The sequence below is a fragment of the Salinarchaeum chitinilyticum genome (assembly GCF_055390775.1).
In genome coordinates this window covers 2695005-2710213 of record NZ_AP043888.1, presented here as the reverse complement: position 1 = coordinate 2710213, position 15209 = coordinate 2695005, and the positions used below count along the sequence as shown (strand labels likewise).

The 15209-nt window shown below is 67.7% G+C and carries 17 protein-coding genes; 8 read left to right on the top strand and 9 right to left on the bottom strand.

Annotated elements, in window-relative coordinates; genetic code table 11:
* Position 1: 1 nt before the first annotated feature.
* From ACZ5KP_RS13155 to ACZ5KP_RS13140, 4 genes are all read left to right on the top strand, one after another.
* Positions 2–1039: an ABC transporter permease gene (locus tag ACZ5KP_RS13155; RefSeq protein ID WP_460918244.1), complete on the top strand. Its 1038-nt coding sequence runs from the start codon at positions 2–4 to the stop codon at positions 1037–1039.
* The gene (locus ACZ5KP_RS13150) at positions 1040–2410 is read left to right on the top strand and encodes an ABC transporter ATP-binding protein (RefSeq protein ID WP_460918242.1); all 1371 of its coding nucleotides are present in this window, start codon (positions 1040–1042) and stop codon (positions 2408–2410) included.
* Entirely contained in the window at positions 2403–3797 is a 1395-nt protein-coding gene (locus ACZ5KP_RS13145; RefSeq protein ID WP_460918240.1) for an ABC transporter ATP-binding protein, read from the top strand. The genes ACZ5KP_RS13150 and ACZ5KP_RS13145 overlap by 8 nt, the downstream gene beginning before the upstream one ends.
* A 100-nt stretch (positions 3798–3897) precedes the next feature.
* Positions 3898–4434, top strand: coding sequence for a hypothetical protein (locus ACZ5KP_RS13140; RefSeq protein WP_460918238.1), 537 nt, complete (start codon positions 3898–3900; stop codon positions 4432–4434).
* A gap of 81 nt (positions 4435–4515) precedes the next feature.
* On the opposite strand, the gene ACZ5KP_RS13135 is transcribed toward ACZ5KP_RS13140, so the two are convergent.
* From ACZ5KP_RS13135 to ACZ5KP_RS13125, 3 genes are all read right to left on the bottom strand, one after another.
* The gene (locus ACZ5KP_RS13135) at positions 4516–5421 is read right to left on the bottom strand and encodes a DUF8054 domain-containing protein (RefSeq protein WP_460918236.1); all 906 of its coding nucleotides are present in this window, start codon (positions 5419–5421) and stop codon (positions 4516–4518) included.
* Positions 5422–5527: 106 nt separating this feature from the next.
* Positions 5528–7270 (bottom strand): GTPBP1 family GTP-binding protein, encoded by a 1743-nt coding sequence (locus ACZ5KP_RS13130; RefSeq protein WP_460918234.1) that lies wholly within the window; start codon positions 7268–7270, stop codon positions 5528–5530.
* 84 nt (positions 7271–7354) lie between these two features.
* Positions 7355–8011 carry a DnaJ domain-containing protein gene (locus ACZ5KP_RS13125; RefSeq protein ID WP_460918232.1) on the bottom strand — a complete coding sequence of 219 codons (657 nt, stop codon included), beginning with the start codon at positions 8009–8011 and terminating at the stop codon, positions 7355–7357.
* 131 nt (positions 8012–8142) lie between these two features.
* Here ACZ5KP_RS13125 and ACZ5KP_RS13120 point away from each other — a divergent pair, with 131 nt between their 5' ends.
* Entirely contained in the window at positions 8143–8334 is a 192-nt protein-coding gene (locus ACZ5KP_RS13120; protein WP_460918230.1) for a hypothetical protein, read from the top strand.
* Between the two features lie 41 nt (positions 8335–8375).
* Here the strand turns inward: ACZ5KP_RS13120 and pyrF are convergent, their stop codons facing one another.
* The 6 genes from pyrF to ACZ5KP_RS13090 form a co-directional block, all read right to left on the bottom strand.
* Positions 8376–9194, bottom strand: coding sequence for an orotidine-5'-phosphate decarboxylase (gene pyrF / locus ACZ5KP_RS13115; protein WP_460918227.1), 819 nt, complete (start codon positions 9192–9194; stop codon positions 8376–8378).
* An 81-nt stretch (positions 9195–9275) separates the two neighbouring features.
* Positions 9276–9722 (bottom strand): hypothetical protein, encoded by a 447-nt coding sequence (locus tag ACZ5KP_RS13110; RefSeq protein WP_460918225.1) that lies wholly within the window; start codon positions 9720–9722, stop codon positions 9276–9278.
* 77 nt (positions 9723–9799) lie between these two features.
* Positions 9800–10252, bottom strand: coding sequence for a DUF2240 family protein (locus ACZ5KP_RS13105; protein ID WP_460918223.1), 453 nt, complete (start codon positions 10250–10252; stop codon positions 9800–9802).
* A gap of 141 nt (positions 10253–10393) precedes the next feature.
* Positions 10394–11992 carry a preprotein translocase subunit SecD family protein gene (locus tag ACZ5KP_RS13100; RefSeq protein WP_460918221.1) on the bottom strand — a complete coding sequence of 533 codons (1599 nt, stop codon included), beginning with the start codon at positions 11990–11992 and terminating at the stop codon, positions 10394–10396.
* On the bottom strand, positions 11989–12885 hold the full coding sequence (secF, locus tag ACZ5KP_RS13095) for a protein translocase subunit SecF (RefSeq protein ID WP_460918219.1): 897 nt from the start codon (positions 12883–12885) through the stop codon (positions 11989–11991). The genes ACZ5KP_RS13100 and secF overlap by 4 nt, the downstream gene beginning before the upstream one ends.
* A gap of 125 nt (positions 12886–13010) precedes the next feature.
* Positions 13011–13193, bottom strand: a complete 183-nt coding sequence (locus tag ACZ5KP_RS13090) for a hypothetical protein (RefSeq protein ID WP_460918217.1) — start codon at positions 13191–13193, stop codon at positions 13011–13013.
* Between the two features lie 187 nt (positions 13194–13380).
* Between ACZ5KP_RS13090 and ACZ5KP_RS13085 the strand changes: the two genes are divergently transcribed.
* From ACZ5KP_RS13085 to ACZ5KP_RS13075, 3 genes are all read left to right on the top strand, one after another.
* Positions 13381–14040 carry a potassium channel family protein gene (locus tag ACZ5KP_RS13085; RefSeq protein WP_460918214.1) on the top strand — a complete coding sequence of 220 codons (660 nt, stop codon included), beginning with the start codon at positions 13381–13383 and terminating at the stop codon, positions 14038–14040.
* A 351-nt stretch (positions 14041–14391) separates the two neighbouring features.
* Complete coding sequence (samp2, locus tag ACZ5KP_RS13080; protein WP_460918211.1) at positions 14392–14592, top strand: ubiquitin-like small modifier protein SAMP2; 201 nt, start codon at positions 14392–14394, stop codon at positions 14590–14592.
* A 99-nt stretch (positions 14593–14691) separates the two neighbouring features.
* Positions 14692–15147 (top strand): GNAT family N-acetyltransferase, encoded by a 456-nt coding sequence (locus ACZ5KP_RS13075; protein ID WP_460918208.1) that lies wholly within the window; start codon positions 14692–14694, stop codon positions 15145–15147.
* The last annotated feature ends 62 nt before the right edge of the window (positions 15148–15209 follow it).

Genomic DNA, 15209 nt, shown 5'->3' with positions numbered 1-15209 from the left:
TATGGCAAGAGAACGAGGCCGAATCCAGATCTCGGGGTTCGATCCCGACCGCGTGACGGAGCGGGAGTCCCTCTCTGACTGGAGCGACGAGAGCGACACCGAGACGATGAGTCGCTGGAAGCGCGCAGGCGTGCGCTTCGTACACAACTACTCCGCGATGTTCGGGGTGCTGATCGTCCTCATCATGTCGTTGGCGGCGATCTTCGCCCGTCCGATATCGATCGAGGGCGTTACCGTCCAGCCCTTCTCGCTGGCCCCCTACGACCCGGAGACGATCCTCTACCTCGATCCGTCGTCGGACGTCGGCATCTACAGCCCGCCGACGCTGGAACACCCGATGGGGACCGACCAGAACGGGCGTGACCTGTTCTCTCGCGTCCTCGTCGGCGGCCGATACAGCATCTCGATCGGGTTCATCGTCGTCGGACTGACGGCGAGTTTCGGAATGGTCTACGGTGCGATCGCCGGCTACTACGGCGGCTGGGTCGACGAGATCCTCATGCGCGTCGTCGACACCATCTTCGCCTTCCCCGGCCTGGTGCTCGCGCTGGTCATCGTCACGATGCTCGGCAAGGGGTACTGGGAGCTAATTCTGGCCTTCTCGCTGTTCGGATGGGCCGGGTACGCCCGCATCATACGGGGAGAGATCCTGCAGGTCAAACAGCAGGAGTACGTCACCGCGGCGAAAGCGCTCGGCGCCGGTGACTTCTCTGTCATCTTCCGACACATCGTTCCGAACGCGATGGCGCCGCTGATCGTCCAGGCGTCGCTCTCGATCGGGACGGTCGTCATCGGCGTCGCCGCGCTCGGATTCCTCGGACTCGGGATGCCGCCGGGCACGGCCGAATGGGGTACCATGCTCGACTCGACTCGCCAGACCCTGATCCAGGGCCCCGGCGGATCGATCCCCTGGTGGGCCACCGTCTACCCCGGCGGCGCCATCTTCGTGTTCGTGATGTCGATGAACATGATCGGCGACGGCATCAACGACGCACTCGACGCACAGGAGGTCGGCAACGTCCGACAGGGTGGTGGGTAGATGTCCCTGATCGAAGTCGAAGGCCTCTCCGTCGAGTTCTACACCCAGGGAGGGACCGTCACCGCCGTCGACGACCTCTCCTACCACATCGACCCGGGCGAGAAGTTCGGCGTCGTCGGCGAGAGTGGCGCGGGGAAGAGCGTCACCGCGCTCTCCCTGATGCGACTCATCGACGACCCCGGACGCATCGTGAGCGGGTCGATCCGGTTCTCCGATCCGGACACGACGGATCGGCTCGAGAACAAGTTCCCGAACAAGACCGTCGACGTCCAGGCGCTCCGCAGGGACCACGAGCTCGCCGAGATCGCTCGGCGTCTCGAAGACGAAGGCGTGAGCGGATCGGAGCTCACCGGTCACGACCGCCACCACGACGTCGCGCCCACCGAGCTTCCGGAGGGCGCCTTCGACATGCAGGACGTCGTCAACCGCGGTCACGCCGTCGATCTCGGGCTGATCGGCGAGGAGGACTTCATCGTTCGCGACGGCGACGACCAGTACCTGGAGCTACTGCGCGCCCCCGAGGCCGCGGTCCGATCGCTCCGCGGGAACGACGTCGCGATGATCTTCCAGGACGCACAGACCGCGCTCAACCCCGTCTACACGGTCGGCGAGCAGATCGCCGAACCGATGCGCCATCACCTCGGGTACTCCGACGAGGAGGCCAAGGAGCGGACCATCCAGCTCCTCGACGAGGTGGGCATCCCCGAAGCCGAGACGCGGTACTCCGACTACCCCCACGAGTTCTCCGGCGGAATGCAACAGCGTGCCGTGATCGCGATGGCGCTGTCGTGTGACCCGGACCTGCTGATCGCGGACGAGCCCACGACCGCACTCGACGTGACGATCGAGGCACAGATCCTCGAACAGCTCGAGGAGCTCGCCGACGAGTTCGACGTCGCGATCCAGCTCGTCACCCACGACCTCGGCGTCATCGCCGAGGTCTGCGACCGCGTGATGGTGATGTACGCGGGCAAGCCCGTCGAGAAAGCACCAGTCGAGGAGCTCTACTACGACCCGAAACACCCCTACACGGTCGGACTGATGAGTTCGATCCCGCGCGTCGGCGACGACCGCGATCGACTCATGACGATCCCGGGGACGATGCCGGACCTCGTCGAACTGCCCCCGGGCTGTAGCTTCCACCCCCGGTGTCCCTACGCCGAGGAAGCCTGCGTGGAGAAAGAACCACCACTCGTGGATCCGGAGACCGGCGAGCTCGCCACGGCCGAGTCCGAGCGAGCCGCTGCCTGCCTCGAGTACACTGGCGATCTCGAGGACGGCCTCGACTACGACGTGAAGGTAGCTGGCGAGCCCGACGATCCACCCGATCCGTCGGCCGTGCAGCCCCAGGGAGGTGACGTCGATGGCTGAACGACGCGGTGAGCCGATTCTCAGCGCGAACGGGCTCACCAAGTACTTCGACACGAGCGAGGGGTTCATCGACGACGTCCTCGGCCGCTCCCAGATGGTCAAAGCCGTCGACGGCGTCGATCTGGAGCTCCACGAGGGCGAGACGCTCGGCGTCGTCGGCGAGAGTGGCTGTGGCAAGACGACGCTCGGGCGGACGCTGCTTCGGCTGCTCGAACCGACGGACGGGTCGGTTTACTACCGGCAGCGCTCGCCCGACGAAACCGGGCGCGAGGAGATCGATCTGACCGAGGTGTCGAGCAAGCAGCTCCGGGAGCTCCGGACGGACCTGCAGTACATCTTCCAGGATCCGTTCTCGAGTCTCAACCCCCGGCTCACCGTCGGCGACATCATCGGGGAACCCCTGGACATCCACGGCATCGCGTCCGGACAGAACCGGACCGAGCGGATCGGCGAACTCCTCGACACCGTCGGCCTGAACCCGGGGCACGCACACCGCTACCCCCACGAGTTCTCCGGCGGGCAGCGCCAGCGTATCGGCATCGCGCGGGCGCTCGCGGTCGATCCCGAGATCATCGTCTGTGACGAGCCCGTCAGCGCGCTCGACGTGAGCGTGCAGGCACAGATCCTCAATCTGCTCGAAGACCTCCAGGAGGAGTACGGCCTCTCCTACGTCTTCATCGCGCACGACCTCAGCGTCGTCGAGCACATCGCCGACCGCATCGCCGTGATGTATCTCGGCGAGTTCGCGGAGGTCGGCACGACCGAGGAGGTCTTCGAGCCGCCGTACCATCCCTACGCCGAAGCGTTGCTCTCGGCGATTCCCGAGCCGGATCCGAAGTGGGAGGGCGATCGCATCCTGCTTCCCGGTACCGTCCCGTCGCCGATCGATCCACCCAGTGGCTGCCGGTTCCACACGCGCTGTCCGCGCGTGATCCAGCCGGACGGCATCGACCTTGACCAGGACGTCTGGCGGTCGCTCATGGACTTCAAACTCCGACTGCGCGGCGCCGACTCCCTGGAGTCCGTGACGGCAATCGAGGAGGCCGACGCCAACGGTGGCGACGGCGAGACGATGGACCCGGAGGACGCATCGCGTGCCGAGCTCGACGAGCTCGTTCGCAATGAGTTCGACCTCCCCCGAACCGTCGCGGACAACCGCGCCGAGTCGACGCTGAGTGACGCGATCGATCGGCTCCAGGAGAGCGACTTCGACGGTGCGAACGACGCACTGGTAGACGCGTTCGAGTCGCCCTGTGAGGCCCAGGACCCCGAGCAGATCCACATCGGTGGCTCCCACGATATCGCCTGTCTCAGATACGACGACCACGTCGACGCCGATCGCCCGAGCTGGCAGCGAGGCGATGCGAGCGCTCCTGCCGACGACTAGATCGGGCGCTCGATCGACGCAGCTCTCGAACCGGTCGCCCGTCGGCCGCCGCGGTTCGGCGGGCCGAACCCTTTAGCACGCGTAGCACCAGTCCCCATCCATGCGCCGTATCTACGAATCGTCGGCGCTCCACCGCGACGACGACGATTCGTTCGTCCCGAACGAGCGCGACGTCGACGTGCAGCCACAGGCCATGCGATCGATCGACGGCGATCTGCTGAGCCGCCATCTCATTCCCTACTGGCTGCGATACCGCGCGATCGCCGTCGACGTCAGCACGGAGCGCGATGAGTACGCGCAGGGCGAACCGATCAGGTTCGCGATCACGATGCGCAACCGCTTCCCCATCCCGATCACGGTACCGACGGTTTCCCAGATCCCCTGGATCTGGTCGATCGACGGACAGCGGGACGCGTCGGCGGTTCCGACCAGCCACGCACCGGAGGAAAAGCACGGCTTCCGGTTCGACCGTGGCGAGCGCAAGCGGTTCACGCGAACCTGGCAGCAGACGTTCCGGGTGGCACCGCGGAACTGGGAGCGCGCCGAGCCTGGCGAACACACGATCCGGGCCGGCCTCAACGTCGGAGACGCGACGGACGGCGTCGCCGACGAGACCACGGTGTCGATAACGGAGTAGCCGGCGCCACTCTCTCGGCGCCGGATTCGCTTTCGAGTGCGCGGCCGAACTGTTTCTCCCCCTCGATCGCCACCGACGCCGTCAGTTCCGCTGTGCGTCTGCCAGCAGATCGCCCTCCGCCGCGTCGGAGGGGAGTTCGACGAGGCGAGTTCTGCAGTCCCTGCAGGCGAACGTGACGACCTCGTAGCTGCGGCAACAGGACGCGACGACGGCTTCGTCGAACTCGATCGCGCCGCCACAGTCAGGACAGCGGTCGTGGAACGACCGGAGCGCCGCGAGAATGTCGAGGCGCTGCTCGAGGGGAACGTCGTACCAGTCGTCCGTGCGGCCCGCCAGGACCTCGTTCGCAGCCACGTCGACGTGCAACGCAGCGTCAGAGGGCCACGGCCGAACCCGCGAGTCGATCCGTGCGGCCGGATACTCGCGGTCTTCGAACGTGATCGACTCGGGATCGGTCTCGAACATCGCCGCGAGATCGGACGGTCGAACCCCGTCCGCGGCGAGCTGCTCGGCCCGGTCGAGCACTGCGGTCTCGAACGCGTCGGTCGTCGTCAGATCGGGGGCGTCGTTGGACTCGCCAGCCTCCCCGGTCTCCTCGCGAACGGCACCGGCCTCGCGAAGGAACGCCTCCGGATCGACGGCGTGCTCGCGTTCGTACTCCAGTTTCTCCAGCGTCTCCCACTCCTCGTCGGCGGCGGGGTCGGCAGTGCTCGTCGGTCCGTCGCCGTGCTCGAAGTACGCGAGGACGGAGTCAGGAAGGTACCGCTTTGTCAGCTCGGGCGTTCCCGGGACGAGGTAGCCACGGAAGTAGATCGCGAACAGGGAGGCACCGAACGCAACCACGGCGAGTGGCGCCGACGCGATGGAGAGGAGGAGACTCCCCGCGATCGCGATGGCGACGTTGACTGCGGTACACGGGAGACAGCGGTTCGCTCCCGTGTACTCGGGGCGTCTGATCCCCTCGAGCAACGACGACGCTGTGGACATACCGGATGCTGGGGATGGAGCACCAAAAAACGCCCGCGGATTCCGGTATCGACCCGCCGGCCAGCCGTCGCCTGCTGCCCGTCGGCAGTCCAATCCAGCCGTCGGGTTACGGCGTCTCGTCCGGGGATACGTCCGGAGAAGCGTCCGGCGAGACATCCGTCACTGTCCCGACGCCTTTGCTCCGGCCTTCACGGAACACGAACCGCTGGCCCTCCCGAAGGAGGTAGGGCTGGAACTTGAATCGCAGCCGTGCACGGCCGGTGTCGCCGGGCAGGAGCGCTCCGTCCTCTGGGTAGATCGCCGCGGCCTCACTGACGGTCTCGAGGTGGACGACGGGCTCGTAGCCAGCGTCGATGCGCGTTGGATGGTTGAGCACCATCACCTCGGCCTCGAACTCGCGGGTCGGTTCCGGCGCTGCGTCCCGGGGGAGCAGCGCCATCCCGCGGTCGATTTCTCGCTCCTCGACGCCTTTCAGCGCGATGCCGACGATCCGGCCCGCCCGGGCCCTGTCGACCCGGTGGTAGTGCATTTCGATCGATCGCACCTCGACGTCCCGGAAGGAGCCGTCTGGCATCGGCCCGAGCAGGAGCTCGTCGCCGGTCTCGACGGTCCCGGAGGTGATCGTCCCCGAAGCGACCGCGCCGACGCCCGTCACGGAGTAGGTCCGGTCGACGTACATCCGGAAGGGGTCCGCCGCCGCACCGCCGCCAGTTTTCGGCAGGTGCTCGAACAGCTCGTCGAGGACGGTGACGCCCTCCATCGTGACCGCGCTCGTCCCGACGATCGGGACGACCGTCTCGTCGATTTCCTCGATGGCCGATTCGACGCCGTGCCTGCGCACGAGCAGCGGCGTCCGGTCGGCGTCACGGAGGAGCCGTTCGATCTCTCGCTCGACCTCGAGCAGGCGCTCCTCGTCGACGAGGTCGGTCTTCGTGATCGCGACGATCGTCGGGAGGTCCGTGGCGAGCAAGACGCCGAGGTGCTCGCGCGTGGTGCGCGTCGGGCCGTCGTCCGCAGCGACGGTCAGCAGGCCGTAGTCGAGCTTCTGGCCAACGAGCCCGCGGATCGTCGTCCGGAGCCAGGGCTCGTGGCCGACGGTGTCGACGAAGGAGACCAGCCGATCGGCCTCCTCGACGATCCGCGCGCGGTCGGTCTTCCGGTCGGGATTGTCCATCCGCACCGGACCGTCGTCGTCGAAGCCGTAGACGCCGTAGGAGAGGTCCGCGGAGAGCCCCCGCTCGACCTCGTGGGGCTGGACGTCGAGATAGGAGCGGGTGCCGCCCTCGCCGTCGTCGGCCTGTCCGGTCAGGATCGTTCCCACGAGCGTCGATTTTCCGTGATCGACGTGGCCGGCCGTGCCGACGACGATGTGCTCGTCGTCGGTCTCGAGGATCGCGCCCTCACGGACCGTCGCGAGACCGACGAGTCCACGGTCTGCGTCCGTCGCGCTCGTGCCGACGTGACCGCGACGGGGATCGGGCGGCGTCTCGGCGTCGGCAGCGTCCGTCGATTCGCCGCCAGACTCCGCGTCCTCCTCGGGGACGCCCCAGGTCTGGACCTCGTCGATGTGGCAGTCGGCCTCCTCGGCGAGCAGGCTCAGGACGTCCATCGTCTCGGAGAAGACCTCGGGAGCGACGCCCGCGATGCCGCCGTCGTCGGTGACGCCGAGGACGTAGGTCGCCTCGCCGTCGCCGGAGAGCACACGGTGGCGGAGCTGGGCTGCCAGGCTCTCCCTGCGCCCCTCCGAGAGGTGGGTGTCCTTCGAGAGGCGCTCTTTGAACTCCACGCTGCCGCCTTCGCGCTCGCCGCGATCGAGTGCCTGCTCGAGCGCGGCCCGCGGCGGGCTCATGTGGTGCAGCGTTGGAAACGGGGCGACAAAACTCTCCCGGTCGGTATGTGACTGCATGACAGTGCCCAGCGGAGCTCGCCGACGTTACGCCGAACCGCTCAACGTCTCGTAAGCCTCGTTGACCCGCTTGAACGACTCCGTGGAACCGCCGCGGTCCGGATGCGTCTCTTTGACCTTCTCTCGATAGGCGTCACGCACCGCATCGGCGTCGGCATCGGAGCGGACTCCCAGTACACCGCGAGCGCGATCCCGAGACATTCCAGTCTCCGGCGGAGCCCCGGGGGCGTACCGGCCGTCTGCGCCACCCTCGGCTGTGCCGGCGTTGCGGGGGCCAGCGCGCCGAGCGCCGAACCCACCCACACCGAATCCACGGGGGCCGAACCCGCGATCCCGGGCGTCACGAGCGTCCTGGCGCTGCTCCTCGCGCCGCCGTGCTCGACGGCGCTCCTCGCGCCAGTACGTCCCGTCGTCGCGCCACTGGCTGTCGTCCTGCGCGCCGAACCCAGTCGCTGCTGCACGCCGGCGACGCGCACCGCGATCACCGGGTGACCCGTGGCGAGCCTGCTGGCGGAGCCGCTCGGTCAGCCGACCGGTCGCGTGATACCAGAAGAGGTACGCGACCCCCGCCAGCGGCGCGGCGATCAACAGCACTGGCCAGCCCACGACGACGGCAGTGAGGGTGAGCAGCGCTGCCATGACCGCGAAGAGCGCAGCCAGCCAGCCGAGCAGCACCGAATGCACGCACGATCGTTGGTGGTCGACGGCCGTAAGCCCCTCGCCGATGTGCGTCGCGTGACTGGCCGCAGCGCGTCGTGGTTCCCGAGACGCGCGCCGGCCGGGGATTCAAACGTCTGTGCGGCGTAGCCGGCCCCATGAGCGTCTCCGGCCTCTGTGAGGTCTGCCAGGACGCACAGGCAGTGGACCGGTGTGATCGGTGCGGCGCCGTCGTCTGTCGCGAGCACTTCGCCGAAGGGCTGAGCTACTGCACGAGCTGTGCTGCCGAGGTTCGCGGCGGCGAAGGGTCCGGCGACGCGGAGCGGAGTGGGGACACGTTCCAGTTCTAGGCCCCTGGAGCGACGACCGGCGTCCCCGGGAAGTGCCGGAGCTACCGGTACTCGTTGAGGCGGCGCTTGAGTTTGGCTGCGGCGCTTCCCGCTGCCTTCTCGAACTCCTCACCCGGGACGTTCGCGTCCTCCCAGGAGAAAATGATGCCGCGCGTGGAGTTGACGAGGCCGACGCCCTCGTAGGGGCCCTCCGCCGCGACGCCGTGCTCGACGGCGGCCTCCACGTCGCCGCCCTGGGCGCCGACGCCGGGGACGAGGAAGGGGAGTTCGGGCACGCGCTCGCGGACCTCCTCGAGTTCGTCGGGCGCCGTTGCACCCACGACGAGGCCGACGTTGCCGTCGTCCCACTTCGAAGAGAGGTCGGCGACGCGCTCGTAGACCCGGTCGCCGTCGTCGAGTTCGAGCGACTGGAGGTCCGCGCCGCCGGGGTTCGACGTCCGACAGAGGACGAACGTCGCGGCCTCGTCGTGGGAGAGGAACGGCTGGAGCGAGTCCTCGCCCATATAGGGGTTCGCGGTGATCGCGTCGGCGCGATCGAGCAGCTTCGCGTACTGTCGGGCCGTGTTGCCGATGTCGGCGCGCTTGGCGTCGAGGATCACCGGGACGCCCTTTCCCTCGGCGTAGGCCAGCGTCTCCTCGAGCGCTCGCCAGCCATCGGGATCCTCGTAGAACGCGGCGTTTGGCTTGAACGCAGCGGCGTGTTCGGCCGTCGCGTCGATGATTCGGCGGTTGAACGCCCACCGCGGGAGATCGTGGTCGGCGACGGACGCGGGGAGCCGATCCGGATCGGGATCGAGCCCGACGCAAAGCAGGCTGTCTGCCGACGCGACGCGGTCGGCGAGTCGATCGAAGCAGTCCATGCCAGCGAGTGTGGCCGCACGGCCTTTACCCGTTACCATCGCTCGCGTCGGGGAGCGACCGAAAACTCGGGGACTTGTGGCTCACGCCGTCCGGTCGACCGCGGATTCGAGCACGTCGAGCGCTCGCTTGGCCTGGGCACCGTACGCCAGTCGAACGGCGAGACCGCCCGCGTCCCACTCGGGATCGATTTCGAGCCCAGCCTCCTCCGCGGTCGCACGGGCTGCGTCGATCGCGCCCTCGCCGACGCCCTCGATGACGAGCGTCGCGCCCGTTTCGTGGACGAATGCGCGAGCGAACAGGTCGCCGTCGTCCTCGGGCGTCGGCTCGCGGCGAGGATCCCTGTCACTGTCCGTCGCGTCGTCGAGACGACGGACGTCGTAGGCTCGTTCGCCAGTGGGCGTTCCCTCGACGGTCCGGTCGGCGTTCGCGACGGCGAGCGCCGCGAGCGGCCCGCTCCGACGGCCGTCGATCTCCGAAGCGAGCAGCTCGCCGATGCGATAGCCGTCGGTGAGCCGCGCTTCGACCATACTGCACCTCGCCGTGCCGACTACTTGTGCGCGACGGTCACGGCCGCTCGCGGTTCCGGTCGGTTCCGAACCCGGGATCAGTCGCCACCGTCGAGCTCCCCGATCGCGCGCTCGGCGATGTCCGCGACCGGCTCGCCCTGTTTGCGCGCGTAGACGACCGCGGCCGCCTCGATGGTCACGCCGAGATCGCCCTGGAGCTGGTTGATCCCCGCGACGACGTCGCGCTTCTCGTGGCCGGCCTCGGTCAGGACGTCGAGCACGCGTTCGAAGGTGGATCGGTCCTGGAGGAGGTCCTCCCCCGGCGAGAACTCCTCCGGGATCGTCGTCTCGCCGACGTCGAACGTCGGTTTGACGACGTCGTCGGCTCGTTCGATCAGGCCCTCGCCGGCGGCGACGTCCAGGAGGCGCTTGGACTGGGCCGGCGAGTACCATCGCCGATCCATCGCGATCGCTGCGACGAACTCACTTTCCCCCAGTTCGTCGACGCCACGCTGGCGAAACGGCGCCGCGACGGTCCGCCGCAGATCCATCGATAGTGGGTCACCGTGACGGCGTATTGAAGCTGGCGATGCGGGGGATCCGGTCGGCGTGATCGGGATCTGATTGACGTCGAATGCAGGGCGAAAAAAGCAGGCGAAACGGCGCGTGTCCACGGCGGCGGCGAAGGCAGTTCAGGAGCGCTTGACGCTGTCGGTCGTCAGCGACCGGAGGATGCTGCCGTATGCCGGTCGGCTGACCGCGATCCCCAGCAGCACGCCGAGGATCGTGATGATCGCGAACCCACGGAGCTGGCCGAGGTCGAGGATCGCCAGCGGGCTCATCGCGACGATCGTCGTCGCGGCGGCCGCGCCGATCACCCAGAACGCCTTCCGGAACCGGTTCTGGAACACCCGCTGTGAGGTGACGTCGCCCTGGGCTTTCACCTCGTCGGCGATGATGATCAGGTCGTCCACCCCCGTTCCGATCACGGCGATGAACCCGGCGACGTGAGAGAGCTCCAGCGCCCAGCCGATCGCCGCCGCGAACCCGAGCAGGATCACGACCTCGGATAGCGCCGTCGCCGCCATCGGCACCGCGACCTTCGGATCGCCGTAGCGAGCGAACACCGTCACCACGACGGCGATGACGGCCAACACGCCGGTCAGCATCGAGTTCCGGCGGAAGTCTTCGGCCAGCGTCGGGCTGACGAGGTCCTGTGTCGACGCCTCGAAGTCGAGCGTCGTCGGGAGCGCGCCAGCGCGCATGTTGATCAGCAGGTTCTGCGCCGTCGAGATGTCGGGGGCTTCGACGACGAACTGGCGCGTCTCCGTGAACGTACCGTCCTGGAAGCTCGCCGCCAGGTCGTCAGACACAGAGGAGCTGTAGACGACTTCGCCGTCGACCGTCGTGAGGAGACAGTACTCGCCGTTTTGCAGATCGTTCGGGTTGCAGACGCTCGCCGTGTTCTGGCTCCCCTGGGCGAAGCCGGACTCCTGCATGAACTGGACGACCTCTTCGGCTGCGGACGGGGTGAGCGTCACCGGCACTGCGGGGAGCTGCCGGTCGGTCCGCAGGTTGCCGGCCTCGAACTCCTCCTGGGTCACGAGCGTCTCGTTCTGGCTCCCGTTCTCGCCGGGATAGTACGCGACGATCGCGACCTCGCCCTGCGGAGCGAGGATCTCCTCGAGGCCTTCGAGCGTCTGTCCGGGGGCCTCGATCTGGACGCGATCCCGGGGCTCGTTCGGCGACTGTGCGCGCGTGACCGTACTCCCGCCGAACCCGGTCTCGCCGAGCCGGTCGTCGACGGTCTGGATGATCTGATCGAGCGTGTACTCGGAGACGCCGTGGCGGATGTCGCCGTTCTGGGCGTCGAGGCCGGCGTCCTGCAGTCCGGCGAGGAACGCAGATCTGTTGACCTCGGCGCGAACTTCGACGGCGTCACTCGGGAAGCCGGACCTGGAGCCGTAGTCGACGGAGGTGATGACGTCTTCCGCCGACGCGTTGGTCGCGTTGGCGACGGACTGCTTGATCTCCTGCTGGTTCTGCTCGGTGACGCCGACGTCCGTCGCGATGTAGCCGTGTGCCGGTGCCGAGATGCGTGCGCCGCCGGCCAGGTCGATCCCGAACTGGATGTTCGAGATGCCAGCAGTCGCGTTGTTCGACCCACCGGAGTCGGCAGCGGCGCCCGCGATCGGCGCCCCCGGAACGAAGAGGAAGAACATCGACGCCAGCAGCAGTACGACGAGCAGGAGGATCCGCCAGTTCGTGCGAATCCGTGCGAGGAGACTCATCTGTTCACCCCGTCGAAGCGGTACCAGCGCAGTAGCGTCACGTTCAGCATGTAGGTGTTCATGAGGTCGGCGGCGAGCCCGACGAACAGGATCGTCCCGATGGCCATCAGCAGCGGAATCCCGAAGAAGAAGGCGGCGACCGCCATCGTCGCCATCGCCGCCATCGAGGTGACGGTCATCGTGACACCGGTTCGCATCGCCCGGTAGACGTCGTCGTTGAAGTCACCGCCCGTCCCGCGCCGGAGGACGTGGTTGTTGAGCAGAATGTCCGAGTCGACGCTGTACCCGATCAGCATGAGGAGGGCAGCGACGGTGCCGAGCGACAGCTCGTAGCCGACCAGCCCCATCAGCGCGAGCGGGATCATGATGTCCGAGAACGCCGAAATCACGATCGCGACGCTCGGGACGAACACGCGGAACAGCGCGAAGGAGATGACGCTCATTCCGAGAAACGCCACGACGATACCGATGAGCGCGAGCTGCTGGGTGTTCTCGGCGAACGTCGCGTCGAGCGTGGAGACGCCCTGCACGACGTCCTCGCCCTCGCTGGACGGTTCGAGTCGTTCGTTCGCCTGTTCCTGAAGCGACATTCCCCCTTCGCCCGCCTCCGGGCCGAAGGTGACGATGTACCGGTCGGACTGGCTCCGGACCGTCTGGATGTCCTCCGGCTGCGTGTCGAAGGCGTTCCGTACCGTGTTCGCGTCGTCGGCAGTGTCGACGGTCAGCTCCGTCCCGCCGGTGAACTCGATGCCGAGCGGGGCAGGAGCGCCGATCAGGAAGACGTTCGCGCCGACGACGAGGAGAGCGAGTGCGAGGATCACCAGCGGAATCGCCACGAGCTGGCGGTTGGTGTACCGGTCGTAATCCGGTTCCGGTACGTCGAAACTACGCATGCCAGCGGCTCCGACAGCTTGCCGAATAAGCCTTGTTATACGACGATCGGCGCAGGAACAGAGACCCGATCGCGAGCGTCCTGGACCGCGTCGCCAGGGGTCGGATCGTCGAGGCCACCGGGCGATCAGACGTCCGGCGGCAGCTCCTGGGGATCCTCGCGTTCGTCGAGCACCCACTCGAGTTCGGCGATCGCACGGAGCAGTTCGACCTCGAGCTCGTCGGCGGTCGGCGAGGAAGGCGGGTCGTTCTCGTCGTATCGGGCCTCGAGTTCCTCGAGGCGGCTGCGGATAGCGTCCTCTGGTCGCATACAGCCTCGTCGGCAGCCCACTCACTTTAGTGGTGCCGGTCGGGCCGTCGCGGTGAACGACCGTCCGGATCAGCCGGCCGGGGGTGCGGGGATGCTGTCGGATCGTCCAGCGTGGCGCGCTGGCACCGTGATCACCGAGCCGGCGTCACCCGACGGTATTTATGGTTCCCTGCACCAACCACGTGGTATGAAGTTCGTCATCGTCGGCTACGGGCGCGTCGGCGCCCGGACCGCGCGGATCTTACAGGAAGAGGGGCACGACGTGGTGCTCGTCGAGAACGACGAGGAGAAGATCGAGCGAGCACGGATGGAGGACTTCGAGGTCCACGATGCCGACGGCTCCAGCGAGGACGCCTACGACGCGATCGATCTCGAATCCGTGGACGCGCTCGGCGGGCTCACCGGCGACCTGAACACCAACTTCGCGGCCTGTATGATCGGCAAACACCACGGCTGCCGAACGGTCCTCCGCATCGACGAGGACTACCGCGAAGAGATCTACAAGAAGTACGCCGACGACGTCGACGAGATCATCTACCCGGAGCGCCTCGGCGCCGCCGGCGCCAAGACCGCCCTGCTCGGCGGGACGTTCAACGTCATCGCCGACCTCACGGAGAATCTCCAGCTGAGCGTCTTCGAGATCCACGAGGACGCGCCCGCCGTCGGCAAGCGCGTCAGCGAGGTCGATCTACCCGCATCGGCGCGGATCTACGCGCACGGTCGCTCACACGACGCGCTGACGATCCCGCTGCCCGGAACGGAGCTCGCGGCCGGGGATCGCGTCGCGGTGATCGTCGAGACCGAACGGGTGAGTGGCGTCCGCGAAACGCTTCTCGGCGAGGCCTGACTGTCGCCATCCTTCTACGAGTTTCGCGAGTCCAGGAGCCACTGGCTCGGACCGGTCGAGCGCAGGACCCCCTCCAGACCGTAGACGCAGCCACAGAGCTCGTGAGGACGCGTTCTCCGGGATCGAAGCGGACGGCGGTTGGCCGCCGTCCGGAACGGTCGAGCGGAATCGAAGGGAGAGTGTGGTGCGGGCGCGCTCGAGAGGATGGGGAGTGGGCAGTAGTGCGCGCCCGGTCGGTGTCGATGGGAGTGTCGGTAATAAATCCGCGTCAGACGAGCGCGTGACTGCGGCGGGATTGCCGCCGTCAGGCGGAGCCGAGAAACTCATCTGCCGGGACCGACTCGTGAGAGCATGGACGTCGTCGTGACCGTCGCGGGCGAGGACGAGCGCGAGGTGCACCTCGCGGAGGACGCCACCTACGGCGACCTGCTCGACGCAGTCGACTGCTCGCGCCACGAGGCCACCGCGCTGGTCGACGGACGACCTGTGCCGGCGGACGCTCCGGTCGAGGCCGAGGCAGTCTCCGTGCTCCAGCTCGTGAAAGGCGGATAGCAGTGGCGGCAGAACGCTGTTGCAGCCAGCGCCACTGGCGAGACAACTGCTGAACCGTCGGACCGCACGACTTTTTCGCTGGACGCCCGTCCTGCCGGTATGAATGGAGGAGCACCGGACGGCGTCTCGATCCACGTCGCCACCCCGGCCGATCGGGTCGCCGTCAGCCGCGTACTCGACGGAGCGCTCCTCGAGTGTCCAGATCTACCGGACCGCCTCGCCGATGGAACTGTGCTCCTCGCCAGGACGGACCGGGCCGTCGTCGGGGCGATCGTCCTCGACCCTGCGGGACCGACCGATCGAACGCCGCCCGATCCGTGGCCCGCAGCAATGCACGTCGAGGCGATCGCAGTCCGGCGCAAACGCCGGAACCAGGGCATCGGCAGCGCGCTCCTCCGTGCCGCCTTGCGGCGGTGGGCACCGCTGACCGCGGATTACGACGAGCAGGTCAAGCCGTTCTACGAATCGGTGGGCGCGGCGTGTCGAGAGGCCGACACCGACGGTCGCCAGTGGGCGCTGCTTCGCGGGCGTTCGGAAGGAGTGGGCGACAAGTAGCGGGCAACAGGTAGTGACGACAAGTAGCGGGCAACAGGTAGTGACGACAAGTAGCGGGCAAC